The 21831-nt window shown below is 32.2% G+C and carries 20 protein-coding genes; 13 read left to right on the forward strand and 7 right to left on the reverse strand.

From position 1 onward, the window contains the following. Positions 1-19: 19 nt before the first annotated feature. The 5 genes from accB to ACKTTV_RS08360 all read left to right on the forward strand — a co-directional run bounded on the left by accB (position 20) and on the right by ACKTTV_RS08360 (position 4225). On the forward strand, positions 20-508 hold the full coding sequence (gene accB / locus ACKTTV_RS08340) for an acetyl-CoA carboxylase biotin carboxyl carrier protein (protein ID WP_408030371.1): 489 nt from the start codon (positions 20-22) through the stop codon (positions 506-508). A gap of 84 nt (positions 509-592) precedes the next feature. Then, on the forward strand, positions 593-1933 hold the full coding sequence (gene accC / locus ACKTTV_RS08345) for an acetyl-CoA carboxylase biotin carboxylase subunit (protein ID WP_408030372.1): 1341 nt from the start codon (positions 593-595) through the stop codon (positions 1931-1933). Between the two features lie 78 nt (positions 1934-2011). Continuing rightward, the gene (locus tag ACKTTV_RS08350) at positions 2012-3253 is read left to right on the forward strand and encodes a 3-deoxy-D-manno-octulosonic acid transferase (RefSeq protein WP_408030373.1); all 1242 of its coding nucleotides are present in this window, start codon (positions 2012-2014) and stop codon (positions 3251-3253) included. Further along, positions 3253-3810, forward strand: a complete 558-nt coding sequence (locus ACKTTV_RS08355; protein WP_408030395.1) for a YeeE/YedE family protein — start codon at positions 3253-3255, stop codon at positions 3808-3810. The genes ACKTTV_RS08350 and ACKTTV_RS08355 overlap by 1 nt, the downstream gene beginning before the upstream one ends. Position 3811: 1 nt before the next feature. Further along, entirely contained in the window at positions 3812-4225 is a 414-nt protein-coding gene (locus tag ACKTTV_RS08360) for a DUF6691 family protein (protein ID WP_408030374.1), read from the forward strand. Positions 4226-4323: 98 nt separating this feature from the next. Here ACKTTV_RS08360 and ACKTTV_RS08365 read toward each other — a convergent pair whose 3' ends face one another. Continuing rightward, complete coding sequence (locus ACKTTV_RS08365; RefSeq protein ID WP_408030375.1) at positions 4324-4539, reverse strand: DUF6515 family protein; 216 nt, start codon at positions 4537-4539, stop codon at positions 4324-4326. A 297-nt stretch (positions 4540-4836) separates the two neighbouring features. Between ACKTTV_RS08365 and ACKTTV_RS08370 the strand changes: the two genes are divergently transcribed. The 5 genes from ACKTTV_RS08370 to ACKTTV_RS08390 all read left to right on the forward strand — a co-directional run bounded on the left by ACKTTV_RS08370 (position 4837) and on the right by ACKTTV_RS08390 (position 10676). After that, positions 4837-5574 (forward strand): peptidase associated/transthyretin-like domain-containing protein, encoded by a 738-nt coding sequence (locus tag ACKTTV_RS08370; protein ID WP_408030376.1) that lies wholly within the window; start codon positions 4837-4839, stop codon positions 5572-5574. Positions 5575-5601: 27 nt separating this feature from the next. After that, entirely contained in the window at positions 5602-7902 is a 2301-nt protein-coding gene (locus tag ACKTTV_RS08375; RefSeq protein WP_408030377.1) for a tetratricopeptide repeat protein, read from the forward strand. 1521 nt (positions 7903-9423) lie between these two features. Continuing rightward, positions 9424-10032 (forward strand): hypothetical protein, encoded by a 609-nt coding sequence (locus tag ACKTTV_RS08380; protein WP_408030378.1) that lies wholly within the window; start codon positions 9424-9426, stop codon positions 10030-10032. A 157-nt stretch (positions 10033-10189) separates the two neighbouring features. Next, the gene (locus tag ACKTTV_RS08385; protein ID WP_408030379.1) at positions 10190-10456 is read left to right on the forward strand and encodes a hypothetical protein; all 267 of its coding nucleotides are present in this window, start codon (positions 10190-10192) and stop codon (positions 10454-10456) included. A gap of 4 nt (positions 10457-10460) precedes the next feature. Next, the gene (locus ACKTTV_RS08390) at positions 10461-10676 is read left to right on the forward strand and encodes a hypothetical protein (RefSeq protein ID WP_408030380.1); all 216 of its coding nucleotides are present in this window, start codon (positions 10461-10463) and stop codon (positions 10674-10676) included. A gap of 8 nt (positions 10677-10684) precedes the next feature. On the opposite strand, the gene ACKTTV_RS08395 is transcribed toward ACKTTV_RS08390, so the two are convergent. Next, on the reverse strand, positions 10685-11296 hold the full coding sequence (locus ACKTTV_RS08395; RefSeq protein WP_408030381.1) for a DUF4230 domain-containing protein: 612 nt from the start codon (positions 11294-11296) through the stop codon (positions 10685-10687). A gap of 147 nt (positions 11297-11443) precedes the next feature. Further along, positions 11444-12022 (reverse strand): lipoprotein signal peptidase, encoded by a 579-nt coding sequence (locus tag ACKTTV_RS08400; RefSeq protein WP_408030382.1) that lies wholly within the window; start codon positions 12020-12022, stop codon positions 11444-11446. Between the two features lie 187 nt (positions 12023-12209). On the opposite strand from ACKTTV_RS08400, the gene ACKTTV_RS08405 reads away from it, so the two are divergent. From ACKTTV_RS08405 to ACKTTV_RS08415, 3 genes are all read left to right on the forward strand, one after another. Further along, on the forward strand, positions 12210-13025 hold the full coding sequence (locus tag ACKTTV_RS08405) for a helix-turn-helix domain-containing protein (protein WP_408030383.1): 816 nt from the start codon (positions 12210-12212) through the stop codon (positions 13023-13025). Positions 13026-13101: 76 nt separating this feature from the next. Then, positions 13102-14397, forward strand: coding sequence for a hypothetical protein (locus ACKTTV_RS08410; RefSeq protein WP_408030384.1), 1296 nt, complete (start codon positions 13102-13104; stop codon positions 14395-14397). A 3-nt stretch (positions 14398-14400) separates the two neighbouring features. Then, positions 14401-14820, forward strand: a complete 420-nt coding sequence (locus tag ACKTTV_RS08415) for a thiol-disulfide oxidoreductase DCC family protein (protein WP_408030385.1) — start codon at positions 14401-14403, stop codon at positions 14818-14820. A 267-nt stretch (positions 14821-15087) separates the two neighbouring features. Here the strand turns inward: ACKTTV_RS08415 and ACKTTV_RS08420 are convergent, their stop codons facing one another. The 4 genes from ACKTTV_RS08420 to ileS form a co-directional block, all read right to left on the reverse strand. Next, on the reverse strand, positions 15088-16983 hold the full coding sequence (locus ACKTTV_RS08420; RefSeq protein WP_408030386.1) for a M61 family metallopeptidase: 1896 nt from the start codon (positions 16981-16983) through the stop codon (positions 15088-15090). A gap of 124 nt (positions 16984-17107) precedes the next feature. Beyond that, positions 17108-17749, reverse strand: coding sequence for a hypothetical protein (locus ACKTTV_RS08425; RefSeq protein ID WP_408030387.1), 642 nt, complete (start codon positions 17747-17749; stop codon positions 17108-17110). 145 nt (positions 17750-17894) lie between these two features. Beyond that, a complete protein-coding gene (locus ACKTTV_RS08430) occupies positions 17895-18272 on the reverse strand; it encodes a TraR/DksA family transcriptional regulator (protein WP_408030396.1) in 378 nt (125 codons plus the stop codon). 4 nt (positions 18273-18276) lie between these two features. Further along, positions 18277-21684, reverse strand: a complete 3408-nt coding sequence (gene ileS, locus ACKTTV_RS08435; protein WP_408030388.1) for an isoleucine--tRNA ligase — start codon at positions 21682-21684, stop codon at positions 18277-18279. Positions 21685-21831: the final 147 nt, after the last annotated feature.

A 21831-nucleotide genomic window follows, 5' to 3' on the forward strand; every position in this document is an offset into this window, starting at 1 on the left:
ACAACTTAAATTTAGGAAAATGGATATTAAAGAAATTCAAAATCTTATAAAGTTTGTAGCTAAATCTGGTGCAAGCGAAGTGAAGTTAGAAATGGGAGACACTAAGATCACCATTAAAACAGGAAGCAACGCACCTGAAACAACTATTATTCAGGCAGCTCCACAAGTTGCTGCTCCACAAGTTGTTGCTGCGGCTCCGGTTGCTGCTCAACCTGAGGCTGCTCCAGCTGCTCCAGCTAAAGAGACTCCTGCAAACGATGACTCAAAATATGTAACTGTAAAGTCTCCAATTATCGGAACTTTTTATAGAAAACCTTCACCTGATAAGCCTTCTTTCGTAGAAGTAGGTAGCGATATCAAAGCTGGTGACACTGTATGTGTTATTGAAGCAATGAAATTATTCAATGAAATCGAATCTGAAGTATCAGGTAAAATTGTAAAAGTATTGGTAGACGATTCTACTCCAGTAGAGTTTGATCAACCTCTTTTCTTAGTTGACCCATCATAATTATAGATCTTAGATTAACGAATATTTAGAATTGCGAGTAAACTCCTTTCTAAATTCATCATTCTAACTCTAAACCTTTACATTATGTTTAAAAAAATATTAATTGCCAATAGAGGTGAGATTGCATTACGCGTAATCAGAACCTGTAAGGAGATGGGAATAAAAACCGTAGCTGTTTACTCTAAAGCTGATGCTGAGAGTTTACACGTACGTTTTGCTGATGAAGCTGTATGTATCGGTCCTGCTCCAAGTAGTGAGTCTTATTTAAAAATGGACAGAATTATCGCTGCTGCTGAAATTACAAATGCAGACGGAATTCATCCAGGATACGGTTTCCTATCTGAAAATGCTAAGTTTTCAAAATTATGTGAGGAGCACGATATTAAATTTATCGGTGCTACTTCAGAAATGATAGAAAAAATGGGAGATAAGGCTACAGCAAAAGCAACAATGATTGCTGCTGGTGTTCCTTGTATTCCTGGTTCAGAAGGTATTTTAGATACTTACGAAGAAACTGAAGAGCTCGCAGTTGAAATGGGATTCCCTGTAATGCTTAAAGCTACCGCTGGTGGTGGTGGAAAAGGGATGCGTGCTGTTTGGAAAAAAGAAGATTTACGCGACGCTTGGGATTCTGCTCGTATGGAAGCGAAAGCTTCTTTCGGAAATGACGGAATGTACATGGAGAAGCTTATTGAAGAGCCTCGCCATATCGAAATTCAAGTTGTTGGTGATGCTTTTGGTAAAGCATGTCACTTATCTGAAAGAGATTGTTCTGTACAACGTCGTCACCAAAAATTAACAGAAGAAACTCCTTCTCCATTCATGACTGACGAATTACGTGAGAAAATGGGAGAAGCTGCTGTAAAAGCTGCTGAGTTTATTAAATACGAAGGTGCAGGTACTGTTGAATTTTTAGTAGACAAACACCGTAACTTCTATTTCATGGAAATGAATACTCGTATTCAGGTAGAACATCCAATTACTGAGGAAGTTGTTGATTACGATTTAATCCGTGAGCAAATTTTAGTAGCTGCAGGTGTGCCTATTTCTGGTAAAAACTATACTCCTCAATTACATTCAATTGAGTGTAGAATTAATGCAGAAGATCCTCACAATGGATTTAGACCTGCTCCAGGAAAAATCACCTCTTATCATGCTCCAGGAGGTCATGGTGTAAGAATAGATACACACGTGTATTCAGGATACATGATTCCACCTAACTACGATTCTATGATCTCGAAGTTAATTGTTACTGCTCAAACAAGAGAAGAAGCAATTAATAAAATGAAAAGAGCTTTAGATGAGTATGTAATTGAAGGTGTAAAAACTACAATTCCTTTCCACAGACAGTTAATGGATCATCCTGATTATGTTGCAGGAAACTATACAACTAAATTCATGGAAGATTTTGATATGAAGTCTTAATTAGAGGTTTCACAAAATATACTTAACAAAAACCAGTGCAATAGCACTGGTTTTTTTATTATTCTCTACCTTCGCGCTATGACCGGATTTATTTATAATATTATTATTTCATTAGTTTATGGTGTTATCAACATAATCGCTCTATTTAACAAAAAGCTAAAACTATTTGTAACAGGTAGGAAAGAAAGCTTTGATAAATTAAGTGCTATCAACTCTTCTGATAAAGTTTTATGGTTCCATGCTGCTTCTTTAGGTGAATTTGAACAAGCACGCCCCATTATTGAAAATTTGAAAAAGGATTATTCAAACTATAAGATTGTTGTCACCTTTTTCTCTCCATCTGGATATGAAATCAGGAAGAATTATCCTCATGCTGATGTTGTCTGCTATCTCCCTTTTGATACTAATAGAAACATGAAGAAATTCGTTTCTTTAATAAAACCCGAAATTGCTTTTATTGTTAAATATGAATTTTGGCCTAACCTTTTAGATCAATTACATAAACATCAAATTAAAACCATTTTAATTTCAGGTATTTTCAGAGAAAAACAGTCCTTTTTCAAATGGTACGGATCTTATATGCGTAAAAAGTTATATGCCTTTGATTATTTTTTCGTTCAAAACGACACTTCTAAAAATCTATTACACTCTATTGGTTTTAACAATGTTGTTAAAAGTGGAGATACTAGATTTGATCGAGTTTATGATATTTTAAAGCAAGACAACAAACTGGATTTTGTAGAAGAATTTAAAAACAACACCTACACAGTCATAGCGGGTAGTACCTGGCCAGAAGATGAGGAGTTAATTGTTAACTACATAAATAATCATGCTTCTGGTGACGAAAAGTTTATTTTGGCTCCTCATACCATTCAATCAAATAAAATACAAGAACTCAAATCTTCTATTTCAAAAAGTACCGTTCTATTTTCAGAAAAGGACAACCTTGAATTAAAGGAGTTCCAAGTTCTTATTGTTGATACTATTGGAATATTAACCAAAATATATTCCTATGCAGATGTAGCCTATGTTGGTGGTGGACTTGCTACAGGATTACATAATATACTAGAACCTGCCACTTATGGTATTCCTATTGTTTTTGGAGGTTATAAATATCATAAGTTTCAAGAAGCTATTGACCTTATAAAATTGAAGGGAGTAACAATTGTTACAGATAAAAAAGAATTAAGTAATAATTTTGTTTCTTTAAAAACTAATGAAAACTTAAGAAGCACTATGGGTAAAACCAATATGGATTATGTAAAGAACAATACAGGTGCTACTCAGAAGATTTTAGAATACATAAAAAATAGTTTATGATAGATTTTTTATTTCAGCCTTGGCCTTGGTATGTATCAGGGGTTTTGATTGCTGTAGTCTTATTTCTCTTTTTTTATTTTGGAGAAAACTTTGGAGTTTCTTCAAACCTTGAAACGTTATGCACTATAGCCGGTGCTGATAAAGTGAGTGATTATTTTAAGAAAGATTGGAAATCTAAAAAATGGTCTCTCGTATTTCTTTTAGGGTTAATGATGGGTGGATTCATTGCAAAGACTTGGATGTCCGCATCTTCTATTGATTTAAATCCTACAACCGTACAAGAATTAGAGTCTCTTGGTTTCTTCAATGCTGGAGCAACCTATGTTCCTAACGAGCTATTTAGTATTGAAAGTTTATTCACTCTTAAAGGATTTGCCTTATTACTTATTGCTGGAATATGTATTGGGTTCGGAACAAGATATGCAGGTGGTTGTACTTCAGGCCATGCAATTACAGGATTAAGTAATTTACAATTACCTTCCTTAATTGCTGTTATTGGCTTTTTCATTGGTGGACTTTTAATGACTTGGGTTTTATTCCCTTTAATTTTTGGTTAGTATGAAGTTATTTAGATTTTTATTGATTGGTATATTTTTCGGAATTGTATTAACCAAATCGGAAGCAGTTTCATGGTACAGAATATTTGAAATGTTTAAGTTTCAATCATTTCATATGTATGGAATTATCGGAACAGCAGTAATAACATCTATGATTTTTGTCTTTCTATTTAAAAAAGGAACCATTAAGAATTATGTAGGTGAAAAAATCATCATAAAAGATAAACAAAAAGGATTTGTCAGAACTTTAGTCGGAGGAACTATATTTGGTCTGGGATGGGCTTTAGCAGGAGCTTGTCCAGCTCCAATATTTGTTCTTATTGGTCAAGGAATATTACCAATCATTGTTGTTCTGGTAGGAGCCTTATTAGGCGCATTCCTTTATGGAGTTTTAAGTAAAAAACTACCTCGTTAAAAATACAAGAAATTCAGTTTTATATTAGCAATACTCAATTGGAATCATCACAACTTCCTTTCAAGTATTGCTAATTTTTGTTTCAACCTTTTCCAAAATTAAACTCTCACAACAACGTATCCTCGTGACGTTTTTCTATGGTAACGTCCATTCCACACGTAATACTTCCTTCCATTCACTCTAACTACTTTATACTTAGCAGGTCTTTTTACTATCACAACTTTTTTATTGGGTTGCTTTACCACAACTCTTCTTGCACATGAAGTTGATATTAAACAAAATGACATCATCAAAACCATTAGTAAAACTCTCATATTAACTTTCTTTATTTGTTTCTTCTCCTTAGACCTCGATCTTGTCAAAAAGTTTTATTCTATTTTTAAAAACATTAATGCCCCTTCAAAAAAGGGGTTTTATCCTTAAAATTTCTTTTTCAAAACCATCCTTAAAATTATATATTGCGTAAAAAATTAACAACCAAGAAAACTTAAGAGCTCTTAATAAAAACAAGGTATTTTATTCATTTAACTCATACCTCATATGTTAAGGCTGTTAATTTTCACTTTAAACATTTATTTAACTACTACATGGATTTTCTAAATAATTGGGGCATGATTGCCGGACTTGCGGGAATAGGAATGACTGTTTTCCTTATTTTGTTTCGTAGCATTATTCAATTAAAAATCTTCTCCAAACTAAATACTAAGCAATCATTTAGATTAATAGTTCTTATTACAAGTATGATTTTTACTATTTCTATTTTTAGTATTGTTATGTACTCCATTAACAATACAGATGATAGCCCTGGAGATATTACGGTAGTTGTTCATGGAAAAAAAAGTAAAAATCAAAAGGTGCTTCCAAACCGTGGAATTGTTACTTTAGTTTATAGAGATGTTCTTATTAACGAAACCATCAACTCTAAAGGTGAAGCTATTTTCAAACAAATTCCAGCTGATTTTTTTAAGAATGAAGCTAAAGTTGAAATCAGATTTGAAGATCCTAAAGGAGAACCTTATGCAGCTGTTTACCCAGATTCTGTTTATACAATACAAAGAAATAAATACATACCTCTTGTTGTAGAGTTAAAAGGACTTGATACCCTAGAAGGAATTGTAAAAGATTTTGAGACGGGAAAACCAATAGATAATGTTGCCATTAGAGTTCGAGGAGCAAACGCAATCACCAACGAATTTGGCGAGTTTGTATTAACCATTCCTGAAGAACACCAAGAACCATATAAAAATGTAAGAGCTCTAAAAGAAGGATATGAACCTTATACTCAAAACGAAGTTCCTTTACAAACCAATCAAGAAATGATTGTTATGCTTCAGAAAATTAAGCAATAATTGGTTATTTATTAACTCAAAACGACTATGAAAACTAATGAATTGCTCATCTTCACCTATTTGTTTTTCTCACTAATCAATGTGAATGCGCAAACCAATATTAAAGGGATAGCTTCCATTTTAAATAGTGATTACAACAAAGGCAAAACTGAATATGTAAAATTTGCAGAAGTTAAAGCAACGAAAGGAAAAGCTGTACCCACTCAAACCGATAGTAAAGGAAGGTTTAAACTAATTTTTTCTCATTTGGATGGAAATAGAGCTTCTATTTCAGTACGAAAACCAAATCTATTATTAGTGAATCAGGATGAATTGCAGAATTTACTTCCTGAAGAACAAAAAGATTTGCGCGTTGTCATGGCAACTTCCAATCAAATAGAAAATTGGAAATCAGAATTAGAAACCATAAATTTTCAAGCGCTGAGTGAAGAAAACGAACGTGTTCTTGGCATGTTACAAAAAAAAGGAGAAGAGAGTAGAAAAGAACTTCTCCGATTGGAATCCAAATATCATAAACATCTTAAGAATACTCAAGAGGGAGTTCTTTTCTGGAAAAAGCGATACGCAAAAATCAAAAGCCAGCTTCCCTCACTAATCAAATATATTATTCAAAACAATCTTGATTTTCAAGATAAATCCTATGTAAAAGCTTATGAAAAAGGTGTAAAAAATGGAGATATAGAAAAAGCCATAGAATTACTCAACTCAAAAAAAGCTTCCGAAAACTTAGCTAAAAACCTTCAGGAACTAACTGACACAAAAAATAACACTGAGTTAAAACTTCAAATTCAACAGAATTTAAACACCTCATACCTCCGTTATAACTTGCTCATGTCAAACGGACAATTCGAAGAAGCTATTATTGCATTAAATTCGATTATTGACTTGTTAAAAGATCAAACAGGATTAAAACTTCAACTTATTGACGCTAATCTAGAATTAGCAAGAGCGTATTGGTTATATGGTGACTTCAGATCGGCTATTTTAATTCAATGCAGTTTAATTGAAATGGTAAAAAAAGAAGCTGGTCGTTTCCCATATCAATTGGCACAATGCTACCATAATTTAGCTCAATATTTAAATGACATCAGAGTTTCTGATAAGATGGAGGTATTTGAATTTCATGAAACTTCATTTAATATTCTTATTGAGAACAATCAAGAACATAATTATTTGACTCTTCAGAACCTCGCCAAAATGCTAAAAATTCTTGCAATAAGACATTTAGATCAAAAAAGAGATTTTTACGAGAGTATCTTTACCAAGACGCTGACTGAATTGGATGATGCAAATTTTACTTCGGAACAAAAAATAAATCTATACGAGTCAATCGGTGATTACTTCTTTGAAATTGATTCTCTTGATGAAGCTCAAAACTATTACGAAAAAGCGGTGCTACATTCGAAAAAAGCGGACTCTTTCTCTCCTATTCAAAAAGCTGTGGTTTTTGGAAAATATGGAATATTACTTGAACAACAAGAAACTGATTATAAAGCTGCCTACGAATATCTAAATTTTGCTTTTGAAGAGTTGGTTAAATGGGAAAACAAATATTCTTCACGACTCTACTCAATCTACAAATCGTTATATACTGTGAGTCTTTATCATAAAGATCCAGAAGCAAAAAAAATTCCTTATATACGATTGGCTAATGCTACCATGCAAACGAATGCTAGTGGGTACAGAGAAGCCATAACGGCTTTTAGAACAACACCAATATACAAATACAATGCAACTGGAATGTTTCAACAAGAAACATCACAAGATCTTTTTTTTACCAGTGTTCAAATGAAGATTCGTACAGCGAGCTCTTTAATGGAATATGGAAACAACGAAATGGCCTCCTCTACTCTTACATCAGCAATACCATTGCTAGCCCAAGTAAAATCTGATTGGAATCGAAAAAGAGCGAGTTACGGCTTATTTCTAACCTTATCAAAAACCCATTATAACAATGCTAATTGGGATGCTTTTGAAGATAGTATGAATAAAGTTATTGATTTCGATCCAGTAAATACTGTAGGAGTTCCAAATTATAAATTCGACTTTTTTAAAAAGAAAAACCTAAAAGTTTGGTCCTTGATTAGAAGAGAAAAAGCAGAAGAAGTAGATGCTCTTTTACAGAAGTATTATAGTAAGGAAAAGCACAATCCTGATTATCTAATTTTAACTGCAGCTAATCTCTTATTAAAAAATAAGAAAGATCAGGCTTTAGTAGAAATTAAAAAAGCCATGAAACATGGTTTCAATAACAAGAACATATTCAAAAACGAACCTGTTTTTGAAGAACTAAAAACAAACCCTGAATTTAAATCGCTAATGGAGTAATTCCTCTACAATAAGTTTTTCCTCTATTATTTCTAATGTCAGGTCGAGGCGTAAGACTAAAATTTTTACCACGCGGTAATAATGATAGAAATATGAAATATTTTTGAAAGATAAATTTTGTTGATTAGCAAAAAGCAATCAAAGATACCTCGTCATAAGCAGGCAAGCCAAAAATAACACCGCAAGAACCGTTAAAATTAAAATCTGTTTGAGCGATAGCGAGTTATTTTAATTTAGGTTCGAGGATGATTAGTTTTGAGTGCAGGCTGGTTAAGACTAGATTTTTTCTTTCTTTTTCATCAATGGAAAAAGAAAAGTGGTTCAGAAAAAAAATGTCGGCTCTGTAAAGGTTAACGAAGTAAAAAACACATCGAGACCTGAATCCAACAGCACTAAAAACTCAAGATTTAAACGTATCACTGATAACTGAAAAGAATCCCCCCTTCCCAGCCTCACTAGCATGACTTCGGGAACTGTCAAAAGCCTCCTGACCAGGTCAGGACAACTTCGGGAACTGCCGAGAGCTTCCTGCTCACGTCAGGACCGACTTCGAGAACTGCCGAAAGCTTCCTACCCATGTCAGGACGACTTCGGGAACTGCCGGAACCTTCCTGCCCACGTCAGGACGACTTCGGGAACTGCCGGAACCTTCCTGCCCACGTCAGGACGACTTCGGGAACTGCCGAAACCTTCCTGCCCACATCAGGACGACTTCGAGAACTGTCGAGAGCTTCCTGCCCACGTCAGGACGACTTCGGGAATAGAAACAATGAAAAGTTACTAATGATCGGTGATGAAAGAATAAATAACGTGAGTTCGATATAAGAAAATCAATGTCAGTTTGAGTGTTTTTCCAAGAAAAATGTATCGAAAACAATTGATTTTCGACATTAAAAAGCTATTCTCGATACAAAAATCCTACGATTTTCACTCGAATTGACACTTTTTAAGTTTAATAATCCTTACATCGAAATCACGTTAAATAGAGTCATTGATATCAATACACAGATAATTGAAAATTCCAACTGTGTCATCGAAGAAACGATAGTGACTGAGAAATCTATTTACTGATTACAATCGTAATAATTGCGTCATCAAACTGAGCGATTATCAATTAACCAATCACTAATACTCAAAATTTAAAATTCAACACTTAAAATTTATAATTAAAAAAAACTCATCATTTAAAATTCAAAACCAAAAATTAAACTATAGCGATTGAGGGAAACCGTAAAACCATTTCAATTCATTTTATTAAGTTTACTACAGAAAGAAAAAGCAATACTAAAAATTAACCAAATACTACAAATTTAGAGATACATGCTTTAACCGCATACTTCAATATCTCTTTTCTTATTGTTACAATTTTACTTTTTAGCAAGGCTTTTTGAATAATTAATTAAATGGATAACAAAACCTAAACGGTTGAGTTATCTGGAATCATAATATGGATAACTGTTGTATTGGGGTGGATATAAATAGTTGCAACACATTATACACTAACTAAAATAAATATCGAATATGGGAAAAGGAACAGATGCTTTTAAAAGAGAATTAGGAAAAAATACTGGTAAATGGGTCAGTAATAAAATTTTTGGTGATGGACATTCAACACCTAATAGAGTAAGTGTAAAAGTTCAACAACAAAAACTTGAAAATGACTTACGAAAAGCTGAACTAAAAGCAGAAGCTAAACAAAGAAGAGCTGAAAATAGGAAAGAATTATTCTCAAAAGGGAAAGAGTTATTATCTGACATTGACGACAATAAAGAGGAGGTTATCAAAACAAATAATCAACTAAACGAAATTATACAAACAATAATCCCAGAAGACAAAATTGAAGTTTTAAATTTTTCTAACTATCTTTTATTAATTATTAAAACTAATGGTTGGAAAACTGGAGAAAAAGATAAACACATAAACTCATTATCTGATGCTTGTTTAACAAAACTCGAACAGTGTGAAATGAAACTACAATCTATAAGTGCTAGTTCAGACGCTATGTATTTACAGGCAGAGTTAAAAAAATTAAAGAAAAAGAAGTTTATCCAAAAATATTTAATTTTTGTAGGAGCTGGAATCTTTGTTCTTATAATGGTTATTTTAGTAAAGCTTGGAGTATTGAAATAAAAAAACGTGTTACACAATATGTAAAAATAATTGCTGTTTTTAGCCTAAATCAAAGTAGTCACAATTTTGCATACTCGGATTTTCCTACGGAAAATCTGTCGCGTATAAAACGCAACTATTCTTACACAAACCAAACCGTTAGACTCAATAACAAGATATGAAAACACTTTTAACAAATAAATCTTCTCGAAAGCATTTTTTACTAATTATTGGAGCGGTATTGTTATTATCAATTACAATAAGGTATCTAGTCACACCAGAACCTTCCAATACATCTAACACAACTGATTCTTCACAACAAGCAACCGCTATTATCTATCTTCTAACGATACTAGATGGAATTGTTACCTCAGCTTTAGTTACAATCGCAATTGGATTATTTCTCAAGGTCAAGAATCAATACTACAACATGGAAATTTTCTAGAGGAATGGGACGATTTACAAGGTCTACAACGATTCCTGAGTTGGCAAAAGTAAATTCTAATAAACATGAACATATAGATATTCAAATCATTCTCATTAACCCAAAAAATAGTAGCTTATGTAGTTTATATTCAAAGTACAAAAAGAATTTTGAAAAAGATGAGGCAGACAAAAAGATTTGGAAGAAAAAACAAGATACAAAACCGTATTTAATTTGCTAATTGAGTAGTTAATCCACAATAAGTATTTCATCAAAAGAGCTAATCAACTTCGTATCGGTGTTATCAACTACTTTCCATCCATACAATATTGACAATTGATAAATTTTAGACAACTCTATAAATAAGCGGTTTTTAGCGTCTTTTTGTAAATCAGACACAGTAACTGTTGTTTTTATCTTTTCAATGGCTTTATCATTAAGCTTATTGAGTTCTTGCTTAGAAAAAGTATTAAACTGACTCTGTTGTAAATCGAAATACTTAATATCTGGAGAAATAACGAGTTCTTCTTTCGGAATTTTATTAATGATAATACTTTTTTCAATGGAATCGATTTGGATCTCTAATTGTGATAAATCATAGCCCACTTCCACTTTCGCATTCACAGAAAGTATTGCTTTTTTTTCAAAAGACAAATAATCATAAAAATACTTTTTGGTATCAGAAAAGCTAAATACCTCCGAGAAGCTCCCTTGTGACACCACTAACTTGCTCATATTTTGTATCCCATCTAAAAAGACTTTGACTTCCTCTTCTTGGTAGTGATTTTCTTTTTTCTCATACCAAAATTTGGCAATCAAAAAGCCCAATAAAAAAACGGCTAGATATTTTATGAATTTCATTTACAAATAAGTTAAACACAATTATTTTGAAACCAATTTACAAAACTTATGCGTACATAACTAGACTTTTAGTAAATACACTGGAAAGATGTTCTTACTAAGACATTCGGCTCATTGAAATAAAAAAGAATAAAATTCTTCTATTGTTTAAGCTTCACTTTCTTTAGGAAAAGCATATTTGTTATAGATAAACAATAAGGCTACTCCAATTGTTATCCAAGAATCGGCACCATTAAAAATCGCGTTAAAAAAAGTAAAACTTTCTCCTTCGTAAATTGGGAAGTACAACATATCAACCACTTTACCATAGAATATTTCACCATAAGGCTTGTCTGCAAAAAGTGTTGCTATTTGTCCATGTGAAGAATCGAAAATGATTCCATAAAAAACCGAATCGATAATATTACCAACAGCTCCTGCCAGTATTAGAGAAATTGCTATAATAACTCCTGAGTGAATGTTTTTCTTAATACTTTGTGTTAACCAATAGACAATTCCAGAAACAGCAATTAAACGGAACAGCGTTAAAAACAACTTACCTCCTCTTCCACCAAATTCAAATCCCCAAGCCATTCCATTGTTTTCAGTAAAATGAATTTTAAACCAATCAGCAAAAACAACTACTTCTTCTCCAAGAGTGAAATGTGTTTTTACATAAATCTTACTAATTTGGTCAATAAGTATTGCTACTATAACCGTTAGGATTGCTATATTCTTTTTTGTCATTTTTCTGAATTAATGAAAACAAAAATAAGAAAAGAAATGAAATGACTTTAGGTCAACTTATTTAATCTTGTTTATATACATAGAATTACAAGTTCTTTAACAATTCTTATTCTACTTCACTTCTTCTAAAAGAGCACAATTCTTATATTAGCAATATTAGTTGATTACTTAAAAGTACAGTTGAGCTATGAAAAATCCTTCAATTGAAATATACCAACCTAAAAATGAGCTTTTAGCAAAATATATTCATTTCTATTATGACTATACTTTAATAGATGAGGAATACTTTGCTTTTCCTTCTGAGAACAATGTTGTTATTGCCTCTGAAAAAGCTACTCCAAACTATGTAAATAATCAATTATACCTTGCTGAAAATTCAGATAGCTCAAATAAGTTTTATGGATTAAATAAATTTACTTCCCCGTTGCTTATAAAAACTAGAGGGAAAATTAGAGAATTTGTAATTATTTTTAAACCTCATGGGCTTGCTCAGTTTATAACTTCTCAAGTTTTTAATAAAGAATTTTTTGAAATTCATGAATTTAATCAGCTGCTAAATCAGCTCCCTGATTTTTTTGATTCTTCAACAAATCATAAGATTGAAATCTTTGAAGAATTTATTCTTCAATTCCTCAAAGAAAAACAGAACGTAGATTTAATAAGTAAAGCCATTCAACTAATTTCTGAAAAGGATTTATCCATTGAAGAAGTAGCTTCAGCATGCAATTGTAGTTATAAAAAATTGTATCGTTTGTTTAAGTTACATTGTGGAGTTACTCCTATGACCTTAAAAAAAAACATACGTTTTAGAAATGTTTTAAAGAAAATTAAAGACGATGGAGATAAATCAAAACTTTCGGATATTGCCTTAGATTTTGGATTTTACGACCAAGCTCTTTTCAACAAAGCCTTTAAGCAACTTACTGGTGAAAACCCAAAATCCTTCCTTAAAAATGTTAGTATACATACCGAAAAAGATATGTATTTCAAACCTTTAAAATAACGTTAATGTCCGAAATATACAATTTTAGGTAGTTTTCTTGGATTAGATTTGGGGGAATCTAAAGCAATTAACTACCATGGAAAGCAAACTAAACATTGAAAACTTATGGTCTTTACCCCAAAAAGTACTTTTTAGGTTTTTCTTTTCATACTTCGCACTTTTTATACTATTTAAAAATAACGGTGCTTATCCCTTTTATGGATATATTCAAAACTTTTTTCAGAAAGTTCTTTATGATTTTATTCCTTGGGTTGGAAAATCAATTTTAGGAATTAGCTACGAAATTAAAACAGGTCCAAACGGAAGTGGAGATACAACGTACGATTATGTGCTGCTATTTACCATATTCTGTATAGCTATCGTCTCATGTATCGTTTGGTCAATCTTAGATACAAAAAGGAAAAACTATGATAAGTTATATTACTGGATTACACTAGCCATTCGTTTTTATGTTGGTCTCATGCTCATTAATTACGGTATGGTTAAAGTAATCCAACTTCAATTTTCCCAGCCATCAATGTACAGGCTAACTCAAAACTATGGTGATTCATCACCTATGGGATTAGCCTGGACATTTTTAGGTTTCTCAAAAGGATATAATATGTTTATGGGAATTGCCGAAATTGCTGCTGTCCTTCTTTTATTTAGAAGAACATTAGTTTTCGGACTTATTATAACATTAATGACAACAGCCAACGTTATGGCCGTAAACTATTTTTACGATGTTCCAGTAAAAATACTTTCAACACATTTGTTTTTAATGTCAGCTTTTTTACTAGCGCATAGCTTTGGAGCATTATTCCAATTCTTCTTCTTTAGAAAGCCGGTTGTGTTAAAGGATATATTTAAACCCAAATTTGGTAATATAACTTCTAAAATATTCTTCGGAATTAAAGCCTTTTTACTTATTTATGCTTTAGGTTATGGAGCGTATTCAACACTCGAATCTAAAGAAAAATATTATGGTGAAGCCTCGAAAAGTCGTATGCAAGGATTGTTTGAAATAGATGATTTTTCTGTGAAGAATGATTCTATCACTCCAGATAGTTTAAAAGTTAAACCATGGAAATACCTTATGATTAGTAGCAAACAATACGCTCAAGTCAAATATGCTGAAGGTGGCCGTGGGAAATGGTATAAATTAAATGTTGATTCTCTTGAGAATAAAATTTCATTAACAGATTACAGAGATAGCACGAAAATTTTTGATTTAAAATTTTCGAAACTCGATTCTATAAACTATCAATTTGATGGAACCTTCACAAAAGATACTATTTTTGTAAAAGCAAAAAGGTATGAAGACTACAGGAAAAAATTCTTATTGACCAATAGAGGTTTTCATTGGATAAATGAAAGACCTTATAACAGATAGTTTATGTTACCAGATATTCCTGAAAATAAAAAATTGATTCTATTTGATGGTGTTTGCAACTTATGCAACAGCAGTGTCCAGTTTGTTATTAAACATGACAAAAAGAATCAGTTTTTATTTACATCGTTACAAGGGAATACAGGAACAAAAATTATTAATCATTTTAATATAGACAGAGAGAAGACAGATTCAATTCTGCTATTCACTAAAGAGAAAAAAATATACTCTCGATCGAAGGCTGCATTATTGATTGCTTCAAATCTCAAATTCCCTATAAATTTATTAGCTATTTTTTTGGTAATTCCGTCATTTATTAGAGATACCGTTTATAACTATATAGCCAAAAATCGTTACAAATGGTTTGGCAAAAAGGAAGCCTGCTATTTACCAACTCCTGAGTTGAAAACAAGGTTTTTAGACTAATGTTTTACCAAACTTTTTCCTACTACTAAAAAAGACCAATACTATCGTATTGGTCTTTTACTTTTTACTATAACTTATATGAGTTCGAAATAAGAAAATCAATGTCAGTTCAAGTGGTTTTTAACGAAGTGAAAATTATATCGAGAACTATTGATTTCCGCCATTAAAAAGCTATTCTCGATACAAAAATCCAGTAATTTTCACTCGAATTGACACTTTTTAAATTTTAAGATTCCTTACATCGAACTTACGTTGTAACTTGGTTTCTTATCCTTTTAACCAAGCCTGTCTTAACTGCTTTTGCTTTTCAGAAGCATTTGGATTTTCTTGTAATCCTCCTCCTTTAGTATATGACTGAGTTAATGTTGTTTTAATAACCACTTCTTTTCCTTCTCTATCTAACTTAACTTCTATATCGATTCCTGGTTTCCACATGTACATTTTCATGAATACTTGTTGAGCAGTTTCCTTAGTAACCTTTACTCCGTCAACTTCTTTAATAGCATCATTCGGTAAAGCTCCATTATCTGCCCAGAAACCGTTGTTTTTTACAGCATTTGTAAACCTAACTGTTTGAGTTGCCTTATCAGGATTCAATATCATAGTTCCGTTATTTTGAATATAGTTGGTCTCTACTTTCGTCTCCTTTTCTTGTAAACCAACTTTCTCGAAGAACTTGTTATAATCAATAGGTGTTGTTCCTACAACATGTGTATTTAAGAACTCTCCTACTGAAGGATAGGTCATTTTAGTAATCTCGCTAATTAGATTTTCATCTTCAAAAGGTTTGTTTTTCCCATATTTTAATGATAGTTCTTTCATTAAAGATAAAATTCCTCTTGTACCATTGCTTTCTTCTCTCAAAAGAATATCAAGACACATACCAATTAAAGCTCCTTTTTGATACACATTTATGTATTGAGAAGCATATGGCTCTTCAAGAATATTCTCACTCATTTTAGTAAAACTCATGGTATCATTCATTGAAGATGCCGATGCTATTTTACCTAAAACTTTATTGTAAAATTCCTCTTCTTGTACCAAACCTTGGTTTACTTGGAAGTGTGTAGCAAAGTACTCTGTAATACCTTCGTACATCCATAAATGCTTCGAAAATGTAGGTTGGTTGTAATCGAAATAATGTACATCTTCAGAATGTACACTCAAAGGTGTTACAATATGGAAAAACTCATGAGAAACAACGTCAATCATAGTTTTTGCTAAAGCTTGGTCAGGCATTGCTTCTGGCAATACAACCACTGTCGATGTATGATGTTCTAACGCGCCAAATCCTTTTGGAGCCTTTTCAGTTCCTTCCGATAAATATAAATAGATATCATAACGAGCAGTACTATTAATACTACCTAAATAAGTCTTTTGTGCTTGCATCATTTTTTGCACAACAGTCTTTATTTTTTCTGCAGAATGTACTTTATTCGGAGAGTAAACACTCAATACAATTTTAATATCACCAACTTGAAACTCTTCTACATCTAACTCTCCATAAAACATTGGATTATCGGTAATATCAAAATATCTTGACCCAAAGTATCTCGATGTCGTTTTATTTCCATCTTCACTTGGTTTTGCATCCACTACTTGTAATGCTGATGTTCTTTTATGTTTTGAATCAGAAATTACATCCAGTTTGTATTGGTTGTCTTTTAAAGAATCAAAATAACCAATAAACCCGTGCAAGTTTAACACATAATTTGTTGGTTCAATATTTGTCCCTGCTGGTGAAAATGGTACCTCACCTCCAATTCCTCCTTGAACTTCTAAATCAAAGGTATCGTTAACTAAATATGTTATTTTATCTAGTTTTGTCGCATTGCTTATTTCCCAAGTATTCGTGTCGACTTTTGTTACTTGTAATTCGTTTCCATTGTAATCTAAAGCTTTCAAATTATCAACGTACTTACCAAAATCACTTACAGAATAAGTTCCTTGTACTACACGAGGTAATCGGTAAACTACCTTTTCAGTAGTAAATCGACCAGGATTTACAGTTACAGGTACTTTATCATTTTCTACTTTGGTTAAATCTAAGGTTGTTTGGATTGGGTTCTTAACAGCTAAGTCATTAGCAGCAGTATTTTTAGTTGAACTACAACTAGTTAATAATACTGCAGTAAGAGCTGCTGATAGTAATGTTTTCTTCATTATTTAACTTTTATTGTTAGGTGTTTGACCTCGCAAAATACAATCCGTTACGTTTAATTTTTATAAAATTTCGTTAATTGTATAAGTACGAAAACCACTTCAAAAGTTAAAAACTGATTTTTAATTAATTACTATTGATAAAAATATTACCATGAATGGTAATTACCTTTAAAAACATCTGTATACCTATCTCATTTCTAGCAAATGGTGATGTCCTTTCTTCTCCATTAAGAAGAACCTTTCCTTTATTTGAATTTATATTCATATTGAAGTTAGCATTCGAAGTATACAAATTCCCTTGAAAAAAGCTCATATTACAGGTTCCTTCAATCTTATTAAGGTATATATTCCCTCTTTTAATATAGACGCTTAAATCACCTTTATAGCTTTTAGACTTCACTCCAAGGTCTTCTCCATAGACAGTTATAGATTTTCCTACTGGTACTTCAACAACTGCATTTACTCCACTAACTCTATTTGTAATAAATTTCCGGAAAATTTCTTCTCTAACAAAATCATTTGATTTAAAACTAATTTCTATTTGACCTGAAATTTTATTGGTGCTGATATAGTAATCCCCTGAATTTTTATTATCCAAAGAAACTCTCAAAAAATTATCTTTTGAATTCTTAATTACTAAATCATCCAAACCTTTGCTATTAATAACCACCTCTTTGGAGGTAATTTCTTCAACCTTACTCAACTTTTCTTGGGCAAAAAAAGCCGTAAACCATAATATGTTAACTATACTAAGTATTAATTTCATTTGGATAGAATATAACAACCTTATTCAAAGGTATAATAAAGGAAATAACTTGACTGTTAAGATTTTTTAGGCTAAAAAAAATAGGGCTCCTTTTACAAAGCCCTATCTATCATTATTTAGTTCGCTTGCAGCGAATCGTTTGATTCTATTGTTTACGTTTTGCTTCAATACTTAAAGTAGCATGAGGAACCAATTTAAGTCTTTCCTTTTGGATTAACTTTCCAGTTACTCTACAAATACCATAAGTTTTGTTTTCAATTCTTATCAAAGCATTTTTTAAATCACGAATAAACTTCTCTTGTCTAATTGCTAACTGCATATTAGCTTCCTTAGCCATCGTGTCACTTCCTTCTTCAAACGACTTAAATGTTGGTGACGTGTCATCAGTTCCGTTGTCAGATCCATTTTTATATGAATCTCTTAACAAATTAAGGTCGTTTTCAGCACTTTTAATTTTTTCGAGAATAATTTCTCTAAACTCTTGTAGATCTCCGTCTGAGTATCTCACTTTTACATCATCCATAATGTTATATTTTTTCAATTAACATTTTACTTTTGATGGTATCGAATTCAATTTCTACACCATCCTCCAACGTATCAACAAAAATGAGTTCGTTGGTTAAAGTTTCCGTTTTGATATAGTTTTCATTCGCTAATATTGATTCTTGTAGATCGGCAAAAGTTAAAAAGGTTAACTTTATTCTATCTGTTACTTCAAATCCAGAATCTTTACGTGCATTTTGAATTCGGTTAATTAATTCTCTTGCAACTCCTTCCTTACGTAAATCATCTGATATCGTAACATCTAAAGCAACGGTTAAGCCTTCAGCATTTGCAACCAACCAACCTTCGATATCTTTCGATGAAATCTCTACATCAGCGGATTCTAATTTAATCAATTTATCATTAACTTTTACACTTATCTCCCCTTCTTTTTCAATAGTAGCGATATCTTCTTGTGAAAAATCACGTATCTCATTGGCTATCAACTTCATATCTTTACCAAACTTAGGACCTAAAGCCTTGAAATTAGGTTTAATTTGCTTCACTAAAATTCCAGAAGCATCATCCAGAAGCTCAATTTCTTTAACATTTACTTCCGATTTAATTAAATCAGATACTGCCAAAATCTCTTCCTTTTGAACTTCATCCAGTACAGGAATCATGATTTTCTGTAATGGTTGACGAACTTTGATTTTTTCTTTCGCTCTCAAAGAAAGCACTAAAGAAGAGATTGTTTGCGCGTTTTCCATTTTACGTTCTAAAGATTTATTTACATAATCTTTGTTAAACTCTGGGAAGTTAGCTATATGTACACTTTCTGCTTTTTCTACACTTGTTGCAGCAACTAAGTCCTTGTAAAGTCTATCCATAAAGAATGGCGCAACTGGAGAACCTAATTTAGCAACTGTTAGCATACATGTGTACAAGGTTTGGTATGCTGAAATTTTATCTTGAGCATATTCCCCTTTCCAGAATCTTCTTCTACATAAACGAACGTACCAGTTACTTAAATGATCTTGTACAAAGTCTGAAATTGCTCTAGTAGCACGCGTAGGCTCATAATCGGCATAGAACTTATCTACTTTGCTTGTTAATGTATTTAATTCAGATAAAATCCATCTATCAATCTCTGGACGTTCATTCAGAGGAATATCCGCTTCACTATAGGTAAAGTTATCTATGTTTGCATATAAAGCAAAGAAAGAGTAGGTATTGTATAGTGTTCCAAAAAACTTACGTTTTACCTCTTCTATTCCAGCTAAATCAAATTTCAAGTTATCCCATGGATTTGCATTTGAAATCATATACCAACGTGTAGCATCTGGACCATATTCTCCTAATGTTTTAAAAGGATCTACGGCGTTCCCTAAACGCTTCGACATTTTTTGACCATTCTTATCTAAAACAAGTCCATTAGATACTACATTTTTATAAGCGACAGAATCAAAAACCATAGTACCAATTGCATGTAAGGTATAGAACCACCCACGAGTTTGGTCAACTCCTTCAGCAATAAAATTAGCTGGATAGCTTTTGTTATTATCTATTAACTCTTTGTTTTCAAAAGGGTAGTGCCATTGTGCATAAGGCATTGATCCTGAATCAAACCAAACATCAATTAAATCACTTTCTCTACGCATTGGTTTTCCTGTTGAAGAAACTAAAACAATCTTATCAACTACATTCTTGTGTAAATCGATTTTATCATAGTTATCCTCAGACATGTTTCCAACTTCAAAATCAGCAAAAATATCTTCAGACATGACTCCAGCTTCGATTGCTTTTTGCATTTCTTCTTTCAATTCGGCAACTGATCCTATGCAAACTTGTTCTGTTCCATCTTCTGTTCTCCAAATTGGTAAAGGAATACCCCAAAAACGTGATCGAGATAAATTCCAATCGTTAGCGTTTTTCAACCAATTTCCAAAACGTCCTTCACCAGTTGATTTCGGTTTCCAGTTAATTGTTTCATTAAGGTCGAACATTCTATCTTTGATATCGGTAACCTTAATAAACCATGAATCTAATGGGTAGTATAAAATAGGTTTATCGGTACGCCAACAGTTTGGATAACTGTGAACATACTTTTCTACTTTAAATGCTTTATTTTCTGTTTTTAATTTAATTGCAATCTCTACATCTACCGATTTTTCAGGAGCCTCACCATCTGTATAGTATTCATTCTTTACGTACTTTCCTGCAAGTTCACCTAATTCAGGTCTAAATTTTCCTTGGAGGTTTACTAATGGCACTGGGTTTTCGTTTTCATCTAACACTAACATCGGTGGAATTTCTGGAGTCGCTTGTTTAGCAACTAAAGCATCATCCGCCCCAAAAGTTGGTGCTGTATGTACAATACCTGTACCATCTTCGGTAGTTACAAAATCACCTGAGATTACTCTAAATGCATTTTCTGGATTTTGATACGGCAATACATAATCTAATAGTTGCTCATATTTTATTCCAACCAAGTCTTTCCCTACAAACTCTCTATCAATGAAATAAGGAATTTGTTTTGCACCTGCTTCATATGCTCCTAAATCCTCTGAATTTTCAACCTCATTAAACTTCTTTCCTGCAAATTGCTTTCCAACTAAGTTTTTAGCTAATACTACTTGAATTGGCTCAAATGTATATTGGTTGAATGTTTTCACTAAAACATAGTCAATTTTAGGTCCAACAGTTAACGCAGTATTACTTGGTAATGTCCAAGGAGTTGTTGTCCAAGCTAAAAAGTGAACATCTCCTTCTACTTGTAAAAATTCAGGTAAGGTTTCTTTTATTGTCTTAAACTGAGCAACTATGGTTGTATCAGTAACATCTTGGTAAGTTCCAGGTTGATTCAACTCATGAGAACTTAAACCCGTTCCTGCTTTTGGAGAATATGGTTGAATAGTATATCCTTTATACAACAAGTCCTTATCGTAAATTTGCTTCAACAACCACCAAACCGACTCCATATATTTCGATTTATAGGTGATATAAGGATCCTCCATATCTACCCAATATCCCATTTTCTGAGTTAGGTCATTCCAAATATCTGTATAACGCATAACTGCTTTTTTACAAGCAATATTATACTCTTCTATGGTAATTTTTGTTCCGATATCTTCTTTCGTAATACCTAACTCCTTTTCTACACCTAATTCAACAGGTAAACCATGTGTATCCCATCCTGCTTTACGCTTTACTTGATATCCTTTTTGAGTTTTATAACGGCAAAAAATGTCTTTAATGGCACGTGCCATTACATGGTGAATTCCAGGTAGTCCATTTGCAGAAGGAGGTCCTTCAAAAAACACAAATGGCTCATTTCCTTCACGGCTAGTAATACTTTTTTCAAAGATGTTGTTTTCTTCCCAATAGTTTAATATTTCTTCCGCTACTTTTGGTAAATCCAATCCTTTGTACTCAGTAAACTTTTTACTCATTTTTGTCATTATATTTATTGAATGTGCGAAATTACGTATTTTCTTGTAATTGTAGTGATTGACAATTAAAAAAACACCTTTAATTAAAGGTGTTTTTTTAATTCTGCAAAAAGTTTAGAGGTTAATTAATATTCTTTGAAAATATTA

The sequence above is a fragment of the Tenacibaculum xiamenense genome, assembly GCF_964513065.1.
Lineage (GTDB): Bacteria > Bacteroidota > Bacteroidia > Flavobacteriales > Flavobacteriaceae > Polaribacter > Polaribacter xiamenense.

Coding starts and splice junctions, on each gene's coding strand:
- ACKTTV_RS08370 (WP_408030376.1), top strand. CDS start 4,837: ATGATTGCCGGACTTGCGGGAATAGGAATGACTGTTTTCCTTATTTTG.
- ACKTTV_RS08410 (WP_408030384.1), top strand. CDS start 13,102: ATGGAAAGCAAACTAAACATTGAAAACTTATGGTCTTTACCCCAAAAA.
- ACKTTV_RS08380 (WP_408030378.1), top strand. CDS start 9,424: ATGGGAAAAGGAACAGATGCTTTTAAAAGAGAATTAGGAAAAAATACT.
- ACKTTV_RS08420 (WP_408030386.1), bottom strand. CDS start 16,983: ATGAAGAAAACATTACTATCAGCAGCTCTTACTGCAGTATTATTAACT.
- ACKTTV_RS08430 (WP_408030396.1), bottom strand. CDS start 18,272: ATGGATGATGTAAAAGTGAGATACTCAGACGGAGATCTACAAGAGTTT.
- ACKTTV_RS08350 (WP_408030373.1), top strand. CDS start 2,012: ATGACCGGATTTATTTATAATATTATTATTTCATTAGTTTATGGTGTT.
- ACKTTV_RS08360 (WP_408030374.1), top strand. CDS start 3,812: ATGAAGTTATTTAGATTTTTATTGATTGGTATATTTTTCGGAATTGTA.
- ileS (WP_408030388.1), bottom strand. CDS start 21,684: ATGAGTAAAAAGTTTACTGAGTACAAAGGATTGGATTTACCAAAAGTA.
- ACKTTV_RS08390 (WP_408030380.1), top strand. CDS start 10,461: ATGGGACGATTTACAAGGTCTACAACGATTCCTGAGTTGGCAAAAGTA.
- ACKTTV_RS08365 (WP_408030375.1), bottom strand. CDS start 4,539: ATGAGAGTTTTACTAATGGTTTTGATGATGTCATTTTGTTTAATATCA.
- ACKTTV_RS08400 (WP_408030382.1), bottom strand. CDS start 12,022: ATGACAAAAAAGAATATAGCAATCCTAACGGTTATAGTAGCAATACTT.
- ACKTTV_RS08395 (WP_408030381.1), bottom strand. CDS start 11,296: ATGAAATTCATAAAATATCTAGCCGTTTTTTTATTGGGCTTTTTGATT.
- ACKTTV_RS08375 (WP_408030377.1), top strand. CDS start 5,602: ATGAAAACTAATGAATTGCTCATCTTCACCTATTTGTTTTTCTCACTA.
- ACKTTV_RS08415 (WP_408030385.1), top strand. CDS start 14,401: ATGTTACCAGATATTCCTGAAAATAAAAAATTGATTCTATTTGATGGT.
- accB (WP_408030371.1), top strand. CDS start 20: ATGGATATTAAAGAAATTCAAAATCTTATAAAGTTTGTAGCTAAATCT.
- ACKTTV_RS08385 (WP_408030379.1), top strand. CDS start 10,190: ATGAAAACACTTTTAACAAATAAATCTTCTCGAAAGCATTTTTTACTA.
- ACKTTV_RS08405 (WP_408030383.1), top strand. CDS start 12,210: ATGAAAAATCCTTCAATTGAAATATACCAACCTAAAAATGAGCTTTTA.
- accC (WP_408030372.1), top strand. CDS start 593: ATGTTTAAAAAAATATTAATTGCCAATAGAGGTGAGATTGCATTACGC.
- ACKTTV_RS08425 (WP_408030387.1), bottom strand. CDS start 17,749: ATGAAATTAATACTTAGTATAGTTAACATATTATGGTTTACGGCTTTT.